Source organism: Serinicoccus sp. JS2-9 (assembly GCF_059025165.1).
Genome location: NZ_CM180091.1, coordinates 69915 through 92047, shown reverse-complemented (window position 1 = coordinate 92047; position 22133 = coordinate 69915). Strand labels below are relative to the sequence as shown.

At 73.1% G+C, this 22133-nt stretch carries 21 protein-coding genes and 1 tRNA gene; 15 read left to right on the top strand and 7 right to left on the bottom strand.

Features of this window, described 5'->3' with window-relative positions; translation table 11 throughout:
* Positions 1-9: 9 nt before the first annotated feature.
* Positions 10-540 carry a toxin-antitoxin system HicB family antitoxin gene (locus AC5PYY_RS00505; RefSeq protein WP_493897892.1) on the bottom strand — a complete coding sequence of 177 codons (531 nt, stop codon included), beginning with the start codon at positions 538-540 and terminating at the stop codon, positions 10-12.
* Between the two features lie 362 nt (positions 541-902).
* Here AC5PYY_RS00505 and AC5PYY_RS00500 point away from each other — a divergent pair, with 362 nt between their 5' ends.
* From AC5PYY_RS00500 to htpX, 8 genes are all read left to right on the top strand, one after another.
* Entirely contained in the window at positions 903-1877 is a 975-nt protein-coding gene (locus AC5PYY_RS00500) for a complex I subunit 1/NuoH family protein (RefSeq protein ID WP_493897891.1), read from the top strand.
* The gene (locus AC5PYY_RS00495) at positions 1874-2491 is read left to right on the top strand and encodes a 4Fe-4S binding protein (RefSeq protein ID WP_493897890.1); all 618 of its coding nucleotides are present in this window, start codon (positions 1874-1876) and stop codon (positions 2489-2491) included. The genes AC5PYY_RS00500 and AC5PYY_RS00495 overlap by 4 nt, the downstream gene beginning before the upstream one ends.
* Positions 2488-3054, top strand: a complete 567-nt coding sequence (locus tag AC5PYY_RS00490) for an NADH-quinone oxidoreductase subunit J family protein (protein ID WP_493897889.1) — start codon at positions 2488-2490, stop codon at positions 3052-3054. The genes AC5PYY_RS00495 and AC5PYY_RS00490 overlap by 4 nt, the downstream gene beginning before the upstream one ends.
* The gene (gene nuoK, locus AC5PYY_RS00485) at positions 3051-3386 is read left to right on the top strand and encodes an NADH-quinone oxidoreductase subunit NuoK (protein WP_493897888.1); all 336 of its coding nucleotides are present in this window, start codon (positions 3051-3053) and stop codon (positions 3384-3386) included. Before AC5PYY_RS00490 ends, nuoK begins: the two co-directional genes overlap by 4 nt.
* On the top strand, positions 3386-5410 hold the full coding sequence (locus AC5PYY_RS00480; protein ID WP_493897887.1) for an NADH-quinone oxidoreductase subunit 5 family protein: 2025 nt from the start codon (positions 3386-3388) through the stop codon (positions 5408-5410). The genes nuoK and AC5PYY_RS00480 overlap by 1 nt, the downstream gene beginning before the upstream one ends.
* On the top strand, positions 5407-7020 hold the full coding sequence (locus tag AC5PYY_RS00475; RefSeq protein WP_493897886.1) for a complex I subunit 4 family protein: 1614 nt from the start codon (positions 5407-5409) through the stop codon (positions 7018-7020). The genes AC5PYY_RS00480 and AC5PYY_RS00475 overlap by 4 nt, the downstream gene beginning before the upstream one ends.
* Entirely contained in the window at positions 7017-8651 is a 1635-nt protein-coding gene (locus AC5PYY_RS00470; protein WP_493897885.1) for a proton-conducting transporter transmembrane domain-containing protein, read from the top strand. Before AC5PYY_RS00475 ends, AC5PYY_RS00470 begins: the two co-directional genes overlap by 4 nt.
* Positions 8652-8733: 82 nt before the next feature.
* Entirely contained in the window at positions 8734-9606 is an 873-nt protein-coding gene (htpX, locus tag AC5PYY_RS00465) for a zinc metalloprotease HtpX (RefSeq protein ID WP_493897884.1), read from the top strand.
* A 197-nt stretch (positions 9607-9803) separates the two neighbouring features.
* Here the strand turns inward: htpX and folP are convergent, their stop codons facing one another.
* The 4 genes from folP to AC5PYY_RS00445 all read right to left on the bottom strand — a co-directional run bounded on the left by folP (position 9804) and on the right by AC5PYY_RS00445 (position 13143).
* The gene (gene folP / locus AC5PYY_RS00460; RefSeq protein WP_493897883.1) at positions 9804-10763 is read right to left on the bottom strand and encodes a dihydropteroate synthase; all 960 of its coding nucleotides are present in this window, start codon (positions 10761-10763) and stop codon (positions 9804-9806) included.
* A gap of 31 nt (positions 10764-10794) precedes the next feature.
* Positions 10795-12207 (bottom strand): hypothetical protein, encoded by a 1413-nt coding sequence (locus AC5PYY_RS00455; protein WP_493897882.1) that lies wholly within the window; start codon positions 12205-12207, stop codon positions 10795-10797.
* Positions 12208-12268: 61 nt separating this feature from the next.
* A complete protein-coding gene (locus AC5PYY_RS00450) occupies positions 12269-12811 on the bottom strand; it encodes an RNA polymerase sigma factor (protein WP_493897881.1) in 543 nt (180 codons plus the stop codon).
* A gap of 246 nt (positions 12812-13057) precedes the next feature.
* Positions 13058-13143, bottom strand: a tRNA-Tyr gene (locus tag AC5PYY_RS00445).
* A 97-nt stretch (positions 13144-13240) separates the two neighbouring features.
* Between AC5PYY_RS00445 and AC5PYY_RS00440 the strand changes: the two genes are divergently transcribed.
* Positions 13241-13738 (top strand): YajQ family cyclic di-GMP-binding protein, encoded by a 498-nt coding sequence (locus AC5PYY_RS00440; RefSeq protein ID WP_493897880.1) that lies wholly within the window; start codon positions 13241-13243, stop codon positions 13736-13738.
* 91 nt (positions 13739-13829) lie between these two features.
* Here the strand turns inward: AC5PYY_RS00440 and AC5PYY_RS00435 are convergent, their stop codons facing one another.
* Positions 13830-15353: an MFS transporter gene (locus tag AC5PYY_RS00435; RefSeq protein ID WP_493897879.1), complete on the bottom strand. Its 1524-nt coding sequence runs from the start codon at positions 15351-15353 to the stop codon at positions 13830-13832.
* A gap of 52 nt (positions 15354-15405) precedes the next feature.
* Here AC5PYY_RS00435 and AC5PYY_RS00430 point away from each other — a divergent pair, with 52 nt between their 5' ends.
* The 4 genes from AC5PYY_RS00430 (at position 15406) to AC5PYY_RS00415 (ending at position 19562) form a co-directional block, all read left to right on the top strand.
* Complete coding sequence (locus AC5PYY_RS00430) at positions 15406-15936, top strand: TetR/AcrR family transcriptional regulator (protein ID WP_493897878.1); 531 nt, start codon at positions 15406-15408, stop codon at positions 15934-15936.
* Positions 15937-15997: 61 nt separating this feature from the next.
* Positions 15998-17335, top strand: a complete 1338-nt coding sequence (locus AC5PYY_RS00425) for an MFS transporter (RefSeq protein ID WP_493897877.1) — start codon at positions 15998-16000, stop codon at positions 17333-17335.
* 119 nt (positions 17336-17454) lie between these two features.
* The gene (gene rocD, locus AC5PYY_RS00420; RefSeq protein ID WP_493897876.1) at positions 17455-18675 is read left to right on the top strand and encodes an ornithine--oxo-acid transaminase; all 1221 of its coding nucleotides are present in this window, start codon (positions 17455-17457) and stop codon (positions 18673-18675) included.
* 152 nt (positions 18676-18827) lie between these two features.
* Positions 18828-19562 carry a YdcF family protein gene (locus tag AC5PYY_RS00415; RefSeq protein ID WP_493897875.1) on the top strand — a complete coding sequence of 245 codons (735 nt, stop codon included), beginning with the start codon at positions 18828-18830 and terminating at the stop codon, positions 19560-19562.
* A 60-nt stretch (positions 19563-19622) separates the two neighbouring features.
* Here the strand turns inward: AC5PYY_RS00415 and AC5PYY_RS00410 are convergent, their stop codons facing one another.
* Positions 19623-20564 carry a helix-turn-helix transcriptional regulator gene (locus AC5PYY_RS00410; protein WP_493897874.1) on the bottom strand — a complete coding sequence of 314 codons (942 nt, stop codon included), beginning with the start codon at positions 20562-20564 and terminating at the stop codon, positions 19623-19625.
* 62 nt (positions 20565-20626) lie between these two features.
* Here AC5PYY_RS00410 and AC5PYY_RS00405 point away from each other — a divergent pair, with 62 nt between their 5' ends.
* Together AC5PYY_RS00405 and AC5PYY_RS00400 are read left to right on the top strand one after the other, a co-directional pair.
* Positions 20627-21193: a DinB family protein gene (locus AC5PYY_RS00405; protein WP_493897873.1), complete on the top strand. Its 567-nt coding sequence runs from the start codon at positions 20627-20629 to the stop codon at positions 21191-21193.
* Positions 21194-21298: 105 nt separating this feature from the next.
* Positions 21299-22102: a sulfite exporter TauE/SafE family protein gene (locus tag AC5PYY_RS00400; RefSeq protein WP_493897872.1), complete on the top strand. Its 804-nt coding sequence runs from the start codon at positions 21299-21301 to the stop codon at positions 22100-22102.
* Positions 22103-22133: the final 31 nt, after the last annotated feature.

Genomic DNA, 22133 nt, shown 5'->3' with positions numbered 1-22133 from the left:
TGGCTCCTCTCAGGCCCAGCCGGTGACCCGGCGGGGCGTCGTCGCGCTGACGCGGCTGCGGATGGTGTCGCCGAGGTCGGCTGCGGCGTCCTCGACGGAGCGGTCGACGGCCCGGCGGAGCGTGTGCACGATCCAGGTGTTGAGCGACTGGTCGGCGGCACCGGCGTGGCTCTCGGCGCGTCGCTTGAGCGCCTCGGGCAGGCGGACGGTGACCCGCGCGGTGCCGCCGTCGTCGTCCTCGTCGGGGTCGGGTGATGACGTCTGCGGTGCGGCGGGGGAGGGCTCGCCGGCGGCCGGTGGCAGCTGGCGTACGTCGAGGACCGGGTCGCGGCCCTCCATGCGGACCGCGACGACGGCGTCGTCGAGGTCGGCGGTGATCGCCGCGGCGGCGTCCGAGAGGGCCTGGACCAGGGCGAGCCGGATCGCCGGCTCGAGCGAGGTCGCCACCCGCGCGGCCACCTCGCGGGTAGGTGCGTCGGCGAGGGCGGTGGCCCGGTCGAGGTCCTCGGCGACCGCGGTGACATAGGGGCTGAGTTCCATGACGTCAGTATGACGTCACCCTGACGCCACTGTCAACGATGATGACGTCATCTCTCCCGTGACTAGCCGCGCCGTATGCCGTGTCTGGGCGCGCCATATGTCGTGACCGGCCGCGCAAGATGTCGTGACTGGCCGCGCGAGATGTCGTGCACTGCGCATACCGCGCGGCCGGTCACAGCACACCGCGCGGCCGGTCACCGCAAACCGCGCGGCCGGTCACCGCAAACCGCGCGGCCAGTCACAGCAAACCGCGCGGCCGGTCACCGCAAACCGCGCGGCCGGTCACGGCAAACCGCGCGGCCGGTCGGGGTTGCGGTGCGGCTCCCACGGGCTGTCGGGCTCACTCGTTAGGGTGGCGGGCGATGCTCGCTGAACTCCCGTTGGCCCTCGAGGTCGCGCTGAAGGCCGTCGTCGTGCTGGCGGCCTTCCTCACGCTGCCCCTGGCGCTGGGGCAGCTGGAGCACAAGCTCATGGGGCACATGCAGGGGCGGCTGGGGCCGATGGAGGCCGGGCCGCACGGCATCGGCCAGCTCGTGGCCGACGGGATCAAGTTCGCCCAGAAGGAAGACGTCACCCCTGCCGCGGCGGACCGCCCTGTCTTCCGGCTGGCTCCGGCGGTCGCCCTCATCCCCTACCTCGTGGCGCTCGCCGCGATCCCGCTCGGCGCCACCTGGGTCGCCGTCGACGTCCCGGCGAGCCTGCTCCTCGTGCTCGCCGTCACCAGCGTCGGCGTCATCGGGACGCTCATGGCCGGCTGGGGTTCGGGCAACAAGTACTCCCTGCTCGGCGGACTGCGCGCCGGGGCCCAGCTGGTGTCCTACGAGCTGCCCCTCGTGCTCGCCGCCGCGAGCGTGGCGATGGCCGCGGGCACGCTCTCGCTGACCGGCATCGTCGAGCAGTGGTCCTGGTGGTGGCTCGCCTGGCAGGCGCCGGCGGCCTTCGTCTTCCTCGCGGCGAGCGTGGCCGAGCTGCAGCGCACACCGTTCGACGCCCCGATCGCGGACTCCGAGATCGTCTTCGGCCCACTGACCGAGTACACCGGGCTGCGCTTCGCCTTCTTCCTGCTCGCGGAGTATGCCGGCATGGTCGTCATGGCGCTGCTGTTCACCGTGCTCTTCCTCGGCGGGTGGCGCGGGCCGTGGGGCGACATCGGTGTCGTGGGCGCGCTGTGGACCCTCCTCAAGGCGACCGGCGTCGGGGTCGTCTTCCTCTGGCTCCGGGTGGCGTGGCCGCGGGTGCGTGAGGACCAGCTGCAGCGGTTCGCCTGGCTGGTGCTGCTCCCGGTCGCCCTGGGTCAGCTCGCGCTCACCGGCATCGGCGTGGTGGTCCTCACATGAGCGCCGACAAGCGCACGCGCGTGACGGGGCTGCTGCGTGGGCTCGCGACGACCGCGCGCACGCTGACGCGACCCGCGCACACGGCCCAGTTCCCGCATACTCAGCCCGAGCTGCCCGAGCGCAGCCGCGGCGTCATCGCGCTGCTCGAGGACAACTGCACCTCGTGCATGCTGTGCGCCCGCGAGTGCCCGGACTGGTGCATCACCATCGACTCGCACAAGGAGACGCTGCCGGCGGAGACCAAGGGGGGCCGCGAGCGCAGCCACAACGTCCTCGACCGCTTCGACATCGACTTCTCGCTGTGCATGTATTGCGGCATCTGCATCGAGGTGTGCCCCTTCGACGCGCTCTTCTGGGCCCCGGACTTCGCCTATGCCGAGGGCGACATCCGCAACCTGCTGCACGACAAGGGACGCCTGGGCACCTTCATGGCCACCGTCCCCGACGCGGCACTGCCGCAGGGATATGCCCGTCCGCAGCTCGACGCCGACGGTGCCGGAGCGGTCGCCGTGGAGGGAGCGGCCGCCGCGCAGGGAGTCGAGGGAGTGGACGATCAGCAGGGCGACCCCGGTGCACCCGTCGCCCCCGAGGAGACCTCGGGGGGTGAGCGGTGAGCGGGCTCGACGTCCTCTTCCTCGCCGTCGGCCTGCTCACCGCGGGCGCCGGCCTGCTCGCCGTCACCGCCCGGCAGGTGCTGCACGCCGCGCTGTGGCTCGTGGTCACCCTCGGTGGGCTCGCCGGGTGCTATCTGGTCCTGGGAGCCGAGCTGGTGGCGCTCGTCCAGCTGCTCGTCTACGTCGGCGCGGTCGTGGTGCTCGTGCTCTTCGCGCTCCTGCTGACCCGGTCCGGCGGCACCCCGGTGGTGACGTCCGGCCCGCAGCGGATCGCCGCCGGGCTCGTCGGTGCGGGCACGGCGGTCGTCCTCGGTGGCGCGCTGCTCGCGGCCTTCGGCTGGGGGAGCGTGCCGATCGACGGCGCCGGCAACGCCGGGGTCGCCACCGCGATCTTCGGCACCTACGTCTGGCCCTTCGAGCTGCTGTCGGCGCTGCTGCTCACCGCCCTGGTCGCCGCCGTGGCGGTGGCACGGGCTCCCGTCGGCGGCGAGGACGACCCCAGTCAGCGCCCGGACGCCCCCGCCGAGATCGAGGCCGTGCAGGGTGAGGGGGACGACGCGTGATCCGCCCCGCCCTGCCCTACCTGCTCGTGGCGCTCCTCGCCGGACTCGGCGCCTACGGCATCCTCGCCCGTCGGCACGCCGTCCTCATGCTCATCGGCGTCGAGCTGGTGCTCGGCGCGGCGGGCCTGCTCCTGGTCACGGTCGGCCAGACCGGCGCCGCGGGCGACGCCGGCGCCCAGGTCCTCACCCTCTTCGTCATCACCATCGCGGCCGCCGAGGTGGTGCTCGCGCTCGCCGTGCTGCTCGCGCTCTACCGCGCCCGAGGTCACGTCGACCTGCACGCGCCGCTCGGGGAGCCGGCCGAACGGCATACCAGGCAGGTGGGTGGGTGATGGACCTCCTGCCCGACCTGCCCGACCTCACCTGGAGCGACCTGCAGCTGCCTGAGGTGCCGCTGCCGACGTTGCCGATGCCCGACCTGTGGGGCGCTCCGTCGCAGTGGGCGGTGCTCGCGCTGCTGCTGGCGGCGCTGGCCGGCCTGGGGCTGACCGGGCGCTCCAACCGGCTCGGTGCGTGGATCGGCGTCGGCGGCGCGCTGGCGGCGTTGGTGGCGACCACGTGGCAGCTCTACACCCTCACCCAGGTCGAGGGTGACGTCCGCACCGTCGGCACCATCGGGGCGCTGCCGCTGGGAGACCTCGACGCCCCCCTGCTGCTGGTCACGACCTGGCCCATGGCGCTCGTCGCGGTCACCGTCGCGGCGGTCGCCCTCGTCGTGCAGGGGTATGCCCGCTGGTACCTCTGGTACGACCCGCGGTACCGCGTCTTCGCGGCCACCGTGTCGCTCTTCACCGCGGCGATGCTCCTCACCGTGCACTCCGGTGACGTGCTGCTCACGCTCATCGGGTGGGAGGTCATGGGCTGGTGCTCCTACCTGCTCGTGGGCCACCAGTCGACGCGCAGCGCCGCCCGCCGGGCCGCGGGCAAGGCGCTGCTGGTCACCCGCACGGCCGACATCGGCTTCGTCCTCGGGCTGGTCATCCTGGCCACCGGCGCCGGCACCACCGAGCTGTCGGCGCTCGTCGCCCACTGGGTCCAGGCCGGCAGCTCGACCACCCTCACCGTCGCGATGAGCCTGCTCGTAGTGGGCGTCGCCGGCAAGTCCGCGCTGTTCCCGTTCCAGGACTGGCTGCCCGACGCCATGGAGGGCCCCACGCCCGCGTCCGCGCTCATCCACGCGGCGACCATGGTGGCCGCGGGCACGGTGGTGCTGACCCAGGTCTTCCCGCTGCTCGCGCTGTCCGGCCCGGCCCGTCTGCTGCTCGCGGTGCTCGCGTGCACGACCGTCATCGGCGCGGCCCTGCTGGCCTTCGCCCAGGCCGACCTCAAGCGCCTGCTCGCCTGGTCCACCGTCAGCCAGGTGGCGCTCATGCTGGCCGTCCTGGCCGGCGCGACCCAGGGCACCGGCCCGGACGCCGCCGCCCAGCACCTCATCGCCCACGCGTGGTTCAAGGCGCTGCTCTTCCTCACGACCGGCTGGCTGGGCGTGCTCGTCGGGGGCACGGCCATGGCGCTGGTCGCCTCGGGGGCCCGCCGCTACCGGGTGATGCGGCACCGCTTCGGGTGGGGCCTGCTCGCGCTGGCCGGGGTGCCGCCCTTCGTGGGGTTCTTCTCCAAGGAGCTCATCCTCGGCACGGCCGAGGTGGCCTCGGCCGGTGACGGCGGGTTGGCCTCGGTGCTGGTCCTGGCCTGCGTCGGGGCGTCCGCGCCGCTCACCGCGGCCTACTGCATGCGCGCCTGGCTCGTGCTCAACCGGCCGACAGCGGTGCAGGGCCACGCGGAGACCTATCACCCCGGACCGGTGGACCGGATCGACGACTTCTTCGACGAGCCGCAGGTGGTGCAGGAAGCCGAGGGGCTGGAGCGCGCCGAGGCCGCGATCAGCTCGACCGCCCGGATGGGCACCTCCTTCCTCATGGTCATGACGGTCCTGGGCGGGCTGCTGCTCCTGCTGCCGGTGTGGCGCTCCGACGTGCACCTCAACCTGCAGCTGCTCGCCGCGACTCTCCTGCTCATGCTCGTGAGCGCACTGCTCGTGCGGCTGGCGGCGCAAGGGGTCCGCACCCGGGACGCCGCAGCCCGCATCCCGTCCGCGGCGAGCCTGGCAGCCGAGCGCGGGCTCTACGCCGACCACGCCTACCGCGTGCTCGTCGCCGCGCCCGTCCTGCTGCTCGCCCGGGCCGTGACCTGGTTCGACACCCAGGTGCTCGACGCCTGGGTGCGCGGCATCGGCGCCGGGCCCGCCCTGCTCGGGCGGCTCGGGGCCGCGACCAGCCCGCGCCGGGCGACCCCGAGCCTGGCCCTCGTGCTCGCCGGTGTGCTCGTCCTCGCGGCGATCGGGGTGGTGACGTCGTGAACGACACGCTGCGCGCGATCGTGGCCGACCTGGTCGGCCTGGTCCCCGACCTCGGCACCGGCTGGCTGGCCCTGGCGCTCGCCCCGCTGCTGCTCGCCGCCGTCATGCTGCTCACCGTCGGCCGGTGGCCCGAGCAGCCCGGCCACCGGGCCATCCACCTGACCTCGCTGGGGGCGAGCGCGGTGAGCGCCGTCGGGGTGGCTGGCGCGGCGCTGCACCGACCCACCCTCGACCTGCCCTGGATCCCCAGCCTGGGCGTCGGCTTCGCCCTTCGCCCCGACGGCCTCTCGGTGCCGCTGCTGCTGCTCACCGCCGTGGTCGGTGTCGGAGCCACTGCCCTGCACCTGCACCCGCCGCGTCAACCGCGCGCGGTGGCGCCGGCCGACGCGGACGACGACGGCGATCCGACCTCGCCCATCCCCGTCGTCCGCGGCACCGACGTGCCCGGGCTGGCGACCTACCATGCGTGCCTGCTGCTGGTGCTGCTCGGTGCCCTGCTCGCCTTCCTCGCGGGCGACGCCCTGCTCTTCTTCATCGGCTTCGAGCTGGTGCTGGTGCCGATGTGGGTGCTCGTCGCACGCTACGGCGATCCGACGAGCGACCGCGAGGGCGCCGCGCTGCGCTTCCTCGTCGTCACCGTCGTCGGCTCCTCGCTCGTCCTGCTCGGCCTGCTGGCGCTCGCCACCGCCACCGGCACGACGGACCTCGCGGTGTGGGCGTCCCAGCGTGGAGAGGGACTGGGGAGCGGCACCCAGCTCGTGGTCTCCGCGCTGCTCCTGCTCGGACTCGCGCTGAAGATCCCGGTCTTCCCGCTGCATACCTGGCTGCCGTGGGTGCACGCCACCGCGCCGACGGCCGGATCGGTCCTGCTCGCGGCGGTCCTGCTCAAGCTCGGGACCTACGGCATCGCGCGTCTGGTCGTGCCCGTGGTCCCCGACGGCTTCGCGACCTGGTCACCTCTGCTCGCGGGCCTGGCCGTCGTCGGCATCGTCTGGGCCTCGCTCGCCTGCCTGGTCGAGCGCGATCTCAAGCGGCTCATCGCCTGGTCCTCGGTCGCTCACCTGGGCTTCGTCGTGCTGGGCCTCACGACGGGGACTGTGGCCGGCCTGCAGGCCGCGCTCTTCGGCAACGTCGCCCACGGCCTCATCTCCGCGCTGCTCTTCGTCGTCGTCGGCGGCCTCAAGCACCGGTGGGGCAGCGCCGACCTCGGCGTCGCCCACGCCGCGCTGCGCGAGGTCACGCCCCACCTGGGGCTGGCGCTGGTCCTCGGTATGGCCGCCTCCATGGGTCTGCCGGGCCTGGCCGGCTTCTGGGGTGAGATCGGCGCGCTGCTCGCGGGCTGGGACCCGGCGGCGGACCGCCCGCAGGGGTGGTTCCGCGCCTTCACCGTCATCGCGGCCGTCGGGGCCGCGCTGGCCGCCGCCTATGCCGTCCGGGTGCTGCGCGAGGTGTGGTCCGGTGACCGGGTCGAGCCGCGCATCCCCGACGCCGTGCTCACCGAGCGCACCGCACTGCGGCTGCTGGGCGTGCTCATCCTCGGGCTGGGACTGGTGCCGACCGCGCTCCTGGCCATCACCGCGCCCTTCGTCGAGGCGGTGCTCGCGCGATGACGCTCGAGCTCGACCTCCTCGCGACTCTGCCGGTGCTGGCGCCGGTGCTCGCCGCCGTCGTGGTGCTGCTCCTCGACGTCGCCCTGCCGGGCCGCCGGGAGCCGCACCTCGTCGTGGCCGCCCTCGGCCTGCTCGGGGGCGTGGCGGGCGCGCTGCCCGGCCTCGGGCTCGCCGCGGGCGACGCCCGCACCAGCTTCTGCCTGCCCACAGGCGCCTGCGGGTATGCCGCGGACCACCTCACCTCCGTGCTGCAGCTCACCGGGCTGCTGGCGGCGCTGGTGGTCCTGGTGCTCGCCTGGCGTGACTGGAGCTCGGCGGAGGGCCCGGCCGGGGCTTCCGTCGGCGACCGGACGGGCCGCGCCCCCGTGGTCGTCGCCCTGGCGCTCGCGGCCACGAGCGGTGTCGTGGCCGTCCCCGCCGCCGGCGATCTCGGCTCGCTGCTCGTCGCGCTCGAGCTGGCCACCCTGCCGACCGTCGCCCTGGTCGCGCTGGTGCGCACCCGGTGGTCGCCCGACCGCCGGGCGCTCGCCGTCGACGGGGCGGTCTCGCTGCTGACCACCTCCCTGGTCTCCTTCGCGCTCCTCGCCCTGGGGGCGGCCCTGTGGGTGGCGGCGACGGGCAGCCCCTTCCTCGGGGCCGCTCGGGCGGTCGACCATCCGCCTCTGCTCGTGCTGGCTGCGGTCTTCCTCGTCGCCGGGCTCGCCTTCAAGGTGTCCGCGGTGCCCTTCCACGCGTGGACCCCGATCACGTATGCCGCCGCGCCGCTCCCGGTGACGGCCTACCTGGCCACGGTGTCCAAGGTCGCGGCGCTCGGCGGGCTCGTCGTCGTCATCCGGGCCCTCGGCGGGGTCGACGGCACGACCCTGGTGGCGATCGCCGTCCTCGCCGCCGCCTCGATGACGCTCGGCAACCTCGTGGCGCTGGTGCAGGGCGACGTCGTGCGGCTGCTGGCCTGGTCGACCGTCGCGCAGGCCGGCTGGGTGCTGCTGCCCCTGGCCTCCCTCTCCTCCCGGGCGGCCCAGGCGGCCGGGTCCTACCTCCTGGTCTACGTCACCGGAACCCTCCTCGCCTTCGTCGTCGTGCTCGCGGTCGCGCTCCTGGCCTCGGGCGACGATGCGGGCGCACCGGGCGGCACGGCGTTGTCGACCCACCGCGGGCTGCTGCGCACCCGGCCGCTTCTGGCCCTGCCCCTGGCCCTCGCGCTGCTCACCCTCGCCGGGCTGCCCCCCGCTGTCGCCGGTGTCGTCGCCAAGATGGTTGCTCTGCGGCCCGTGCTGGGTGACCAGACGTGGTGGCTCGCCGTCGTCGCCGCGGTCAACATCGCGCTCGGCATCGCGGTCTACCTGCGCTGGATCGCGGTCCTCCTCGAGCCGCGCGAGCGGGCCGGCTCGAGGACGGCCGGCGCCGCAGGCGCGGACGCGAGAGGCGCGGACGCAGGAGGCGGAGCGGACGCCGGAGCCGGAGCGGACGCCGGAGGCGCGGCGGACGCTGGCCCTGCGCCACGCCATACCGATGTCGCGACCCGCCTCGCCGACCGGGAGCAGCGGGTGCCGGTGCGCCTCTGGGTGCTCGTCGCCGTGCTCACCCTGCTGCTCGTGCTCGGCAGCGTGGCGCCCGTCGGCATCGTCTGACCGGGGCGAACCGACGTCGCCCCGCGCGCGATCGTCGCTCGTCGTCGGGAACACCCGCCCGACAGCCGGTCGTTGACCAGTCATGCACAGGCACTACAACGGGCTGAAGACCACGCTGCTCTTCGGCGTGATCTGGGCGATCTTCCTCGGGATGGGCGCCCTCATCGGCGGCGGCCGCTGGATCTGGCTGTTCGCGTTCTTCGGGCTGGCCACGACGTTCTACAGCTACTGGAACTCCGACAAGCTGGCCATCCGCGCCATGCGTGCCCAGCCGGTGACGCCGGAGCAACAGCCGGCGATGTATCGCATCGTCTCCGAGCTCGCGCAGGAGGCGGGCAAGCCGATGCCGCGGCTCTACGTCAGCCCGACCGCGGCGCCCAACGCCTTCGCCACCGGACGCAACCCGAGCAACGCCGCGGTCTGCTGCACCGAGGGGATCCTGCATCTGCTCGACGAGCGTGAGCTGCGGGGCGTGCTCGGCCACGAGCTCATGCACGTCTACAACCGCGACATCCTCACCAGCTCGGTCGCGGCGGGCATCGCGGGCGTCATCACTTCGGTCGCGCAGATGGCGCTCTTCTTCGGCGGCAGCCGGGAGAACGGCGGCAACCCCCTGGCGATGCTCGCGATGGCGCTGCTCGCCCCCTTCGCCGCCACGGTCGTGCAGCTCGCCATCAGCCGGACCCGGGAGTATGACGCGGACGAGGACGGCGCGCGGCTCACCGGCGACCCGCTCGCCCTCGCCTCGGCGCTGCGCAAGCTGGAGGCCGGCACCGCCCGCGCCCCGCTGGCGCCGGAGCGGCAGGTCGTCAACGCCAGCCACATGATGATCGCCAATCCCTTCCGGGCCAAGGACATGACCCGGATGTTCGCGACGCACCCGCCGATGGCCCAGCGCATCGCCCGGCTGGAGCAGATGGCCCACGGCCAGCAGCCCGGCATCGAGCGGCTCTGACCCGAGGCCCCTCTTACCCGAGGCCCCTCCGACCCGAGGCCCCTCCGACCCGAGGCCCCTCCGACCTGTGCACGCTCCCGTGGCCTGTGCACACGTTATGCCGTATGCACAGGCCACGGGAGGGTGCACAGGTCTGGGGGGCGGAGTGCACAGGTCTAGTGGGGACCACGACTCCTGGCTGTCCCCCCCTCGCGGCCTCAGCCCGGCTGCGGCTCGCCTCTGACCGTCCGCGCGGGCGACCGGTCGCCCCGGATGCTGGCGACCATGTCGACCACCCGGCGCGTGGCCCGTACGTCATGAGCCCGGAAGACCGTCGTGCCCAGCCACGCCGCGACGGCCGTCGCCGCCAGCGTCCCCTCGAGCCGGTCGTCGGCTTCCAGGTCGAGGGTCTCCCCGATGAAGTCCTTGCGTGAGAGCGCCTGGAGCACCGGCAAGCCGAGCGCCGCCACGTCAGCGGTATGCCGCAGCGTCACCAGCGAGTGCCGCGTCGTCTTGCCGAAGTCGAGGGTCGGGTCGACCAGCACCTGCTCGGGCGCCACCCCGGCGGTCACGGCGCGACGCGCACCCTCCTCGAGCACCGCCACGACGTCCCGCACGACGGCGAGCTCGTCGTCGCCGTGGGCATCGGCATACCGCACATCGACCGGGTCGGTGCGCGGTGGGAGGCCACCGGTGTGCGACACCACGACGCCCGCCCCGAGCCGCGCGGCGACCTCCACCAGCTCGGGGTCGTGCCCGGCCCAGGTGTCGTTGACCAGGTCGACAGACCCCTCGGCCGCCGTGGCGACCTCGCTGCGCCAGGTGTCGAGCGAGAGCACGAGGTCGGGGTAGGCCGCGCGCGCCGCCTCAAGGAAGGGCACGACCCGGCTGATCTCCTCGGCGGCGTCGACCTGCTCGCCCTCCTGCCCGGCCCGCACCCCGCCCACGTCGACGATGTCGGCGCCCTCGGCGACGGCCCAGTGCAGCGCGTCCATCGCGTCCTCGAGCGCCGCGTGCCGGTTGCCCGACCAGAAGGAGTCCCGGGTGCGGTTGACGATGGCCATCACCGCGGGTCGGGACGCGTCGAACGCCCTGCCCCGCAGCACCAGGGCCGGTGTGCGGGGCAGGGCGATCGGGGACACGGGGGAGTGCGCCGGAGGAGGGGTCACGCCCGCCATCGTTCCACGCGGGGGGTGAGCGCCCTGCCGACTACTCCGGCTGCTCCCAGGACTGGTAGAGGATCGCCTCGTCAGCCAGCGCCAGGACCGGATAGGTCATGCCGTCATCGGTCTGCAGCTTCCAGGTCGGCACCTCCATCGAGCCGGACTGCGTCCACAGCATGCCCTGCACGAGCTCGGCGCTGGTCACCTCCTTGTCCTTGAGCAGCAGCGGGATCTGCATGCCCTCGGTGACCTCCGGCGCCTCCTCGATGTCGGGCTCGAGGAAGGTGATGGTCGCGTCGGGGTCCTGCTCGAGCTCGGTGTAGTCCTCTGGGAGGCTGATGCCGTACTCCATCGAGAACTCCCGCTCGCCGTAGCGCTCGACCGCCTCGGTGGGCGAGATGACGGGGTAGTCGCCGAGCGAGGTCATCTCACCGATGCTGCCGTAGGCCTCGACGACGACGCCGTCCGGCCCGACGGTGGCGCTGGCGTGCAGCGGGCCGTAGGCGTAGCCCGTCGGCCAGGCCTCGACCGGGACGTAGAGCGAGGTGCGCTCGTCGCCGTAGTCGGGGACGCGGACCGTGTAGTCCTCCACCGGCACGCCGGCGTCGGCGAGGAAGGCGGTGGCCTGCGCGATCGCCTCGTCATCGGTCGGGCGGGTGCCCTCGGGAGGTATGCAGTCGCTCGCCGTGGGCAGCGGCGTGCCCTCGCCGAGCATCCGATCCCACTCCTTGCGCCACTCGTCGAGCTCGCGCTGGCTGATCTGCGCGTGCATCTCCCGACAGCCTTCGACGCGGAAGATCGAGGTGTACATGAACGAGAGCCCGCCGTCCTGGCCGCTCACCAGGGCCCAGTCGCCGCTCTCCTGGTCGAGGCTGCCCACGCCGTCTCCGAACCCGAAGTAGTCGCTGTCGGCATCGATCGGCGTGCCGTCGAGGCCCATCGCCTCGGTCCACCGGGCGAGGTAGTCCTCGGGGACCTCGTCGGACATGAGCGTGCGCACCTGGCCGGTGGTCCGCTCGTCGGACAGACCGTCGGCAGCGACGAGTCGCACCGGACCGGGGTCGTAGGGCTGCGGCGCCGACTCGCCACCGCTGACCGAGGTGGAGCCCAGGTCCAGCGAGCTGGTGGCCCCGATGGAGCCGCCGGCGGCCGGCGCGAGCAGGCTGTCCTGGTTGGCCATGAGCACGGTGCCGTCGTCGCGGGAGACGCCCAGGGCATACCCGCCGGCGCCGATCCCGACGGCCACGATTGCGGCTGCGGCGATCCACGGCGCCCGGAGCCGTGGCCCCTGGAGCAGGTCGTCGTCGACGCGCCGGGCGCGCTCGCCTGCCGAGCCCTGGCTGGCGGGTGCCTTCTGAGCCACCAGCTGCCGCACCCGCTCGAGGTCGGGGTGCGACCCGGTCGCCGGGTCGCTGGCCTGGAGCCGGTAGAGCGATGCGTCGGTCTGGTGGTCGACCATGGCGGTCTCCTTCGTGCGGGCGGTGCGGGATGAGAGGTCGGTGGTGTGCGCCGGGCTCGACCTAGTGGTCGTGCTCCCAGGCGTCACGGAGCCGGGAGCGAGCCCGGGAGAGCGCGGCGGCTGCGCCGCCCCGAGTGAGGCCCAGCGCGTGGGCCAGGCCCTCGCCGTCGAGGCCCTCCCAGGCGTGGAGCATGAGGATCGAGCGGTCGCGGACGCTCAGCCGGCCCATGGCCCGGCGGACCTCGTCGTCGGCCATGACCAGGTCGGCGGGGTCGACGCTGCGCACCGGCTGGTCCTCGGTGTCCCGGTCGGAGTAGTCGGCCAGGAGCACGAGGGTCGGCTTGCGGCGATGGTTGGCGAGGACGTAGGCCGCCGTCTTGTAGAGCCACGGCAGCTCGAAGCCGGAGGGGATCTTCTCCCGCCGGCGCCAGGCCGTGGCGAAGACCTCGGCGGTGAGGTCCTCGACGTCGCTGCGGTCAGCCCGCCGGACGAAGTAGCGGTGCACCGAGGTCGCGTGCTGGGAGAAGAAGGAGTCGAACCAGTGGCTGTCGCGGTGCTGCTGGGCCACGTCGGCTCCGGGTTCCCCGGCCAGGCGTTGTGCCATCGCTCCTCCTGCGGATCGCATCGTGCCGGACGTCCTGCGCCCGACACCCTGACCTATGTCGTCGCCGCCAGAACTGTTGCAGATCCCGCCCTCTGACCGCGCATGAGCAGCGCACGCGTCCTCGCGCACGGGTCTGGACCCACGCCTGAGGCACCGTCGACTGCTCATGCCGAACTGGCGAGGTGAGCGGTCGGCATACCTCGAGAAAAGCAGCAGGGGCACCGGTCTCCCGATGCCCCTGCTGGCTGGTGGCAGGTGCAGGATTCGAACCTGCGTAGGCGTAAGCCGACGGATTTACAGTCCGCTTCCATTGGCCGCTCGGACAACCTGCCGTGCGCGATTGCGCGGATGACATGCTAACAGTCCTACCCCGGTGGTTCCGAACTCGCGCGAGCCGCCGCTCACCGCCCAGACCAGGAGGTATGCCGTATGGCCGACTCGTCCTTCGACATCGTCAGCAAGGTCGACCACCAGGAGGTCGCCAACGCCGTCAACCAGGCGGCCAAGGAGATCTCAAACCGCTACGACTTCCGCAACGTGGGGGCGCGCGTCGAGCTCGCGGGGGAGGTCATCCACATGGCGGCCAACTCCGAGGAGCGGTGCAAGGCGGTCCTCGACGTGCTCCAGACCAAGCTGGTCAAGCGCGGCGTGTCGCTCAAGCACCTGGACTACAGCAACGAGGGGGAGCCCAAGGCCTCGGGCAAGGAGTACCGCCTGGACGCCGTGCTGCAGAGCGGGATCTCCAGCGACAACGCCAAAAAGATCTCCAAGATCATCCGCGAGGAGGGCCCGAAGTCGGTGAAGAGCCAGATCCAGGGCGACGAGCTGCGGGTCACCTCCAAGTCGCGGGACGACCTGCAGGCCGTCCAGCGGCTGCTGCAGGGGCAGGACCTCGACGTGGCTCTGCAGTTCACCAACTACCGGTAGTCGGTCGTCGTGCGCTGACCGTGGAATTCGACCACGGGAACTCCTGCCATGGCGCGAGATCCCGTGGTCGAATTCGGCCTATGCCGTGGGCTCAGGCCTCGGCGCGGCGCAGGGTGAGCCAGGCGATGCCGGCGGCGAGCAGCACCAGGGCCGCCCCGGCGCCGCTGGTCACCGTCATCCCGGCGTCGAAGGCCGCCCGTGCCGCCGCCAGCAGGGCCGGGTCGCCGGTCTGCTCCGCGGTAGCCGCCGCGCCGCCGAGCGTCTCCCGGGCCGCGGCGGCGGCCTCGCTGCCGGTGCCGGGGGGCAGGACCAGCGAGCTGCGGTAGACCGCGGTGAGCAGCCCACCCAGCATGGTCGTGCCGAGCACGGCGCCGAACTCGTAGGCCGTCTCGCTCACGGCGGAGGCGGCTCCGGCCTTGGCGGGCGGGACCGCGGTGAGGATCTGGTCGTTGGAGATGGTCTCGGCAGCTCCGATGCCCAGCCCGAGCAGCACGAAGGCCACCGCGATGTGGGTGATGCTCACCCGGTCGCCGAGGAGCGCGAGCAGGGCATAGGCGCAGACGGAGAAGGCCAGGCCCCCGGTCACCGCGACGGCCGGGCGGACCCGCTTGACCACCTGCACCACGAGCAGCCCCGAGGCCACCATGGCGACCACGCCCGGGACGAGCACGAGCGCGGCGGAGAGCGGCGGCATACCCTCCACGAGCTGCAGGTGCTGGGTGACGAAGAAGAGGAAGCCGGTCAGCGCCACCACGCTGAGCAGGTTGACCGCCAGCGCGCCGGAGAAGACCGGCACGGCGAAGAGGCGGACGTCGAGCATGGGGTTGGGGCGCGCGAGCATCCGCCGGACGAAGCCCCAGCCGGCGAGCACCGAGGCGAGCGCGACGGCGACGGCGAGCGCGTCGAGGCCCTCGACGGCGACGTGCTTGATCGCCCACGCCGTGCCCCCGAGGGTGAGCATGGACAGGGCGATGCCGAGCAGGTCGACGCGCCCCGGGGAGGGGTCGCGGGACTCGGTGATGACGAGCGGGGCCAGCACCAGCAGCGGCAGCAGCACCGGCACCGCGAGCAGGAAGATCGAGCCCCAGTGGAAGTGCGCGAGCAGCACGCCGCCCACCACCGGGCCGAGGGCCGTGCCCATCGAGAAGCCGGTCGCCCAGATGGCGATCGCCAGCCGCCGCTGGGCGCGGTCGACGAACATCGAGCGCAGCAGCGACAGCGTGGCCGGCATGAGCGTGGCGCCGAAGACACCGAGCGCGACTCGCGCGAGCACGAGAGCCTCCGCCGTCGGCGCGAACGCCGCGACCACGGAGACCGCGGCGAAGCCGGTGGCGCCGATGAGCAGCAGTCGCCGCCGACCGATCCGGTCGCCCAGGGTCCCCATCGCCACGAGCAGCGTCGCCAGGACGAGCGGGTAGGCGTCGATCAACCACAGCTGCTGCGCCGCGCTGGGGGCGAGCGCCTGCGAGATGACCGGCAGCGCGAAGTTGAGCACCGTGGTGTCGACCGAGATGAGCAGCACCGGGAGCATGAGCACGGCGAGGCCGGCCCAGTCCCGGCGGGTGGCGCGGGAGGATGCGGCGCCCGCGCCGCGGGTGGGGGAGAGGGTGGGCATGCCGCTAACTGTACCGTCTGGACGGTTTAGCAGCAACGTCTAGGATGGCGGGATGCCCCGCGGCGACGACACCCGAGAACGCATCCTGGACGCCTTCGAGACCCTCGTGATCGACCACGGCGAGCGCGCCGCGACGATCTCGGCCACCGCGCGGCAGGCCGAGGTGTCCAAGGGCGGGCTGCTCTACCACTTCGGCTCCAAGGACGCCCTCGTCGAAGGGCTCGCCGACCGGCTGGACCGCTTCGGCGAGCAGGAGGGCCAGAGGTTGGCGGCGCTCCCCGACGCGATGGAGGTCTTCCTGCGCGAGTCGGTCGCCGCCGACCAGCCGGTCGACCGCACCTACCTCGCCCTGCTCAAGCTCGGGCAGCTGCCCGAGCACGGCGCCGCCCGGGCTGCGCTGCTGCGCATGGACGAGCACTTCGTCGAGGCGTTGTCCACCGCCCTCGGCGACCCCGACCTCGCGCTCCTCGTGCTGCGCGTCAGCGACGGCATCTACGTCCGCACCGCGCTCGGCGGCAGCGACGCCATCCCGTCGGACTCGGTCGATCGCGTCCTGGCTCTCCTCGCGGCGCTGCCGCACTGACCCGCGCCGCGCCTGCCGTCACCGCGCCGGCCGGGCCGCGAGCGGCATACCATCGGTGCTCATGGCGAGCCCCGTGACCGACCAGAGCCTGCCCACGCGACCCGAGCGCATGGGCCGCCTGCCCTACTCCCCGGCGCACACCAAGGTCCTCCTCGGCTCCGGCACCGGCTGGGCGCTGGACGCGATGGACGTCGGGCTCATCTCCTTCGTCGGGCTGGCGATCGCGACCCAGTGGGACCTCACCCGCACCGAGCAGTCGTGGCTGCTGTCGATCGGCTTCGTCGGGATGGCGCTGGGCGCGACCGTCGGCGGGATGCTGGCGGACCGCTACGGCCGGCGCACGGTCTTCGCGCTGACCCTGCTCGTCTACGGCGTCGCCACCGGGGCCTCGGCGCTCGCGACCGGTCTCGCCGCGCTGCTGGTCCTGCGCTTCCTCGTCGGGATCGGGCTGGGGGCCGAGCTGCCCGTCGCCTCGACGCTGGTCAGCGAGCTGTCGCCGACGAGGATCCGCGGCCGGATGGTGGTGATCCTCGAGTCCTTCTGGGCGGTGGGGTGGCTGCTGGCGGCGCTCATCGGCTTCTTCGTCGTGCCGATCTCCGACAGCGGGTGGCGCTGGGCGTTCGCGCTCGGTCTGATCCCGGCGCTGTATGCCGTGGTCATCCGGTGGGGGATGCCCGAGTCGCCGCTCTTCCTCGAGCGACGGGGGCGGGTCGAGGAGGCCGAAGAGGTCGTCCGGGGGTTCGAGGACTCCGCCGGCGTGGAGCACGAGGAGAGCCGGGCGCTGCCGGAGGCGCCTCCGAAGACGCCGGGGGCGCTGTGGTCGGCGGCCTACCGCACGCGCACGCTCGGCATCTGGCTGGTGTGGTTCTGCGTCAACTTCTCCTACTACGGCGCCTTCATCTGGCTGCCGAGCCTGCTCTACGCCCAGGGCTTCGACCTGGTCCGCTCCTTCGGCTACACGCTGGTCATCACGCTCGCCCAGCTGCCCGGGTATGCCCTCGCGGCCGTCCTCGTCGAGGTCTGGGGACGCCGCGCGACGCTGGCGACCTTCCTGCTCGGGTCGGCCGCGTCGGCCGTCTGCTTCGGCCTGGCCGGTGAGGTGTGGCAGATCATCGCCGCCGGCTGCGCGATGAGCTTCTTCAACCTCGGGGCCTGGGGTGCGCTGTATGCCGTGACGCCGGAGATCTACCCCACCAGCGTGCGGGCGTCCGGCGCCGGCGCGGCGGCCGGCTTCGGCCGGATCGCCTCGATCGCGGCGCCACTGCTCGTGCCGGTGATCCTCGGCGCCTGGGGCAACGCCGCCCTCTTCACGATCTTCGGTGCCGCCTTCGTCATCGGCGCGGCGGCGGCATACCTCCTGCTCCCGGAACAGGCGGGCGACGCGCTCGAGACCACCTGAGCGGGAGCGACGAGCCTTGGCTCTGCATAGGTATGCTGAGCACTGCATGGCTACACAGTGTGGTGTCGCCGTGCCCACGGATCACCCCACTGCCCTTCGTCGACCCTAGGATGACCTGCATGACTGAGCTGTCCACCAACCAGGACTTCATCGACCTCGAGGACAAGGTCGCCGCCCACAACTACAGCCCGCTGCCCGTGGTGGTCGAGCAGGCCGACGGCATCCACGTCACCGACGTCGAGGGGCGCACCTACATCGACGCTCTCTCCGGCTACTCGGCGCTGAACTTCGGGCACCGCCATCCCGGGCTGGTGCAGGCCGCCAAGGACCAGCTGGACCGCTCCACGCTCACCTCGCGCGCCTTCCACAACGACCAGCTCGGGCCGTTCTGCGAGGCCCTGGCACAGCTGGTCGGCAAGGACATGATCCTGCCGATGAACACCGGCGCCGAGGCGGTCGAGACCGCGCTCAAGATCGCCCGCAAGTGGGGCTACCAGAAGAAGGGTGTCGCCGACGGTCAGGCGGAGATCATCGTCATGGACGGCAACTTCCACGGCCGCACGACGACGATCATCTCCTTCTCCGACGACCCGGAGGCGCACGACGAGTACGGCCCCTACACCCCCGGCTTCGTCTCCGTGCCCTACGGCGACCTGGCCGCGATCGAGGACGCGATCAGTGACAACACCGTGGCGGTCCTGGTCGAGCCGATCCAGGGCGAGCAGGGCGTCATGATCCCCAAGGAGGGCTTCCTCCCGGGTCTGCGCGAGCTCTGCACCAGCAAGAACGTCCTCATGATCGCCGACGAGATCCAGTCCGGCCTGGGCCGCACCGGCACCACCCTGGCGTGCGAGTACGAAGGCGTCCAGGCCGACATGTACACCCTTGGCAAGGCCCTCGGCGGCGGCATCGTGCCGGTCTCCGCGGTCGCCGCGAACGCCGACGTCATGGGCGTCATCACCCCGGGCACCCACGGCTCGACCTTCGGCGGCAACCCGCTGGCGGCCGCCGTCGGCAAGGCCGTCGTCGACCTGCTCGCCACCGGGGAGCACCAGGCGCACGCGCGGGAGCTGGAGACCGTCTTCGCCGAGGAGCTGGGCAAGCTCGTCGGCAACGGTGCCGAGGCGGTGCGCGTGCGCGGTCTGTGGGCCGGTATCGACATCGACCCCGAGCTCATGACCGGCAAGGCCGCCTGCAAGACGCTGGCCGCCAAGGGTGTGCTCGCCAAGGACACCCACGGCTCGACCATCCGGCTCGCCCCGCCGCTCACCATCACCGAGGGCGAGCTGCGGCAGATCACCGACACCCTGGCCGAGGTGCTCGCCGAGGCGCGCGCCTGAGCGGCTCCCTCCTGGCCGCGGGGCTCGTCCTCGCGGCGCTCGGTGCCGTCCTGCCCGGGCTGCTGCTGACCTACGGGCTGCGGCGGCTCGGGTGCGGTCGTCGTGACGACGACACGCGCCGAGCGCTGATCGCCGGTCCGACGCTGCTCGCCGTGCTGGTGGGTGCCCTGCTGCTGCTCCGGTATGCCGCCACGCCGCTCCTCGTCGGCCTCGCCGCGGGGCTGCTGCTGCTCGCCGCCTGGCCGGGGGTGGTCCTGTGTGGCCTGGTGCTGCGGCGCTGCTGGCTGCGGCTCCGACCGCTGCGCGCCGGCACGGGTGCGGTCATCGTGCTCGGGGCTCCGGTGCCGGACGGCGAGGTCGGACCTGAGCTGGCGGCCCGGTTGCGGGGCGGACTGGCGGTGCACGAGCGGCTGCGCGACGGGTCGGCCACCGGTGCTGCCGCGGCCGCAGGCGCCGAGGCCGGTGTCGCTCTGGGCGCCGCGCCGCTGGTGCTCACCGGCGGTCGGGGTGACGCGGACCGCCCCGCGGAGGCGGTGGCGATGAAGCGGTGGGTCCGCGAGCAGCAGCCCGATTCCCCGGTGCTCGTCGAGGACCGCGCCACGACCACGGAGGAGAACCTGCTGCTCGCGACCGGGCTGCTGGGCGAGCGCCGGGTGCGTCCGCCGTATGCCGTCGTGACCAGCGGCTATCACGCGGCCCGCACCAGCCTGCTCGCCGCCCGGCTCGGGCTGGACCTGCAGGTGGTGGGGGTGGCGGTGCCTGCTGGCTCTGCGCGCGGTGCCACGCTGCGCGAGCTGCTCATCGTGCTCAAGGAGATGCGCGGCGGGCATGCCGTCGCCGGTGCGGTCGTGGTGGCGGGTGCGGTCGGCGCGGCACTGCTCGCCTGATCCTGCGCTCGCGGGTCGGTCCAGGCGGGCCGAGGGACCGGCGGCCGCGAAGGCGAGGCCTTAGCCGGCCCGCAGCCGCTCCCGGAGCACCTCGAGGTGGGCCACCAGCTCGGGCGGGTCGAGGACCTCGACGTCGGTGCCCAGCATGACCAGCTCGGCCGCGAGGTAGTCCAGGCTCTCCCCGCCCGTCACCAGCTTGCACCAGCCGTCGCCGAGGTCGCGCACCTCCCCGGCCAGCGGCGACACGTGCTCGGTGAGCCGCTCGAGGTCCATCCGGACCCGCGCCGTCGTCACCCAGCGGTAGGGCGAGCGGGTGACCGACCGGGTGATGTATGACGCGGGGTCGGGCACCTCCCGCTCGGCACCGCGCAGGGTCCCCACCTCGAGGCGCTGCACCCGGTCCAGCCGGAAGCTGCGCCAGTCCTCGCGATCGAGGTCGTAGGCGAGCAGATACCACCGATGGCTCACCGCCACCAGACTCGCCGGCTCGATCCGGCGCGTGCTCTCCTGGCCGGAGCGATCGACATACCCGATGGTGGCGCGGAGCCGGTCCCGGCAGGCGCGGGAGGCTGCCATGAGCACCTCAGGGTCGACGACGGCGCGCGCGGTGCCCACGGTGACGGTGCTGTCGTGGATCGCGGCGACCTGCTCGCGGGCCCGGGCCGGCATCACCTGGTCGAGCTTGGCGAGGATGCGGACGGCGCTGTCGGTGACCCCGGCGACGGTGCCGCCGGCGGCGAGGCGCAGGCAGACCGCGACCGCCACGGCCTCGTCCTCGGCCAGCAGGAGCGGAGGGAGTGCTCCGCCCGCCCCGAGCTGGTAGCCACCGCCCACCCCGCTGCTGGCGCGCACCGGGTAGCCCAGGTCGCGCAGCCGGTCGATGTCCCGGCGGATGCTGCGGGTCGTGACACCGAGCCGGTCGGCGAGCTCCTCCGAGGTCCACAGCGCGCGGGTCTGGAACAGGCCGAGGAGGCGCAGCACCCGGGTCGTCGGATCCGTCATGGCCGACACTCTTCCACGGATGCCGGACGGGATCTGTCCGCCGGATGTGGTGAGGTGAGGCCATGAGCGACCTCACCGCCGACCTGCTCGACCAGCTCGACTTCCACTGGCGACACCACGCGCGACCGCGGTTGGAAGGGCTGAGCGACGAGGAGTACCTCTGGGAGCCGGCGCCGGGCACGTGGAACCTGCGGCATCGAGATGCCGACGTCCCGGCGACGGTGACAGCGCGGGCGGGGGGCGGGGAGTGGCAGCTCGACTGGGCCCACCCCGAGCCGCAGCCGGCGCCGGTGACCTCGATCGCGTGGCGGCTGGGGCACGTCATCGTCGGGGTCCTGGGCGCGCGGGCGCACAGTCATGTCGACGGGCCCGAGGCGGACATCCTCGGCTGGGACTACGCCGACACCGCCGCCGAGGCGCTCGACCAGCTCGACGCGGCGTATGCCGCCTGGACCGGCGGGGTGCGTCAGCTCGACGACGAGGGGTTGCGTCGACCGGTGGGTCCGGCGGAGGGGCCCTGGGCCGAGTCACCGATGCTCACGCTCGTGCTCCACATCAACCGCGAGACGATCCACCACCTCGCCGAGGTGGCCCTGCTGCGCGACCTCTGGGCGCACGGGGTGCGCTAGGAGAGTCGGCCCGGTGCCGACGTCGACCACTGCCGCTCTCATGGGTTGGATGCATACCCTGGGGGGTATTTGACCTGCGGTGCTCCTGACGTCCAGACTGTCGGCGTGGAGGTCGTGGTCGAGGTCGTCGTCGGGCTGGTCGTGGGCGTCGTGCTGGGGGCCCTGGGGGCCGGCGGCGGTATCATCACCGTGCCGGCGCTGGTCTACCTGCTCGACCAGCCGCCCGCCGTCGCGACCACCGCCTCCCTCGTCATCGTGGGGATCACCAGCATCGTGGCGCTCGTCGGGCAGTCCCGGGCCGGGCGGGTGCGCTGGGCCGACGGCCTCGCCTTCGGGATCCTCGGCGCCGGGGGTGCGCTCCTCGGGTCGAGGGTCGCGGCGCTGGCCGACCCGAGTCTGACGATGTGGCTGTTCACGGCGCTGCTGCTCGTCGTGGCCTCGGTCATGTGGCACCGGGCGAGGGTCCAGCACCGCGCCGACCCCGAGGATGTCGGACGCGGATGGCTCACGTGGCGGCCGTTCTCGATCGACCTGCGCCGGGCCGTCGTCGTGCTGGCGGTGGCGTCGGGGTCGGGCGTGATGACCGGCTTCTTCGGTGTCGGCGGCGGCTTCGCGATCGTGCCGGCGCTCATCCTCATGCTGGGGCTGCCGATGAGCCTGGCCGTCGGCACCTCGCTGCTCGTCATCACGGTCAACTCGGCGACTGGTGTGCTGGGTCGCCTCGGCGGTGGGCTCGACCTGCCCTGGGACCTCATCGCCGTCTTCACGACTGCCGCGATCGTCGGCACGGTCGTCGGCGGGCGCGTCGGGCGACGGCTCGATCCCTCGGTCCTGCAGCGCGCCTTCGCGGTCATGCTGGTCCTGGTGGCGGCCTACACCGGCGTCTCCACCGCACTGTCCCTCACCTGACCGAGAGCCTCGCCGGCTCTCGGTCGGGATA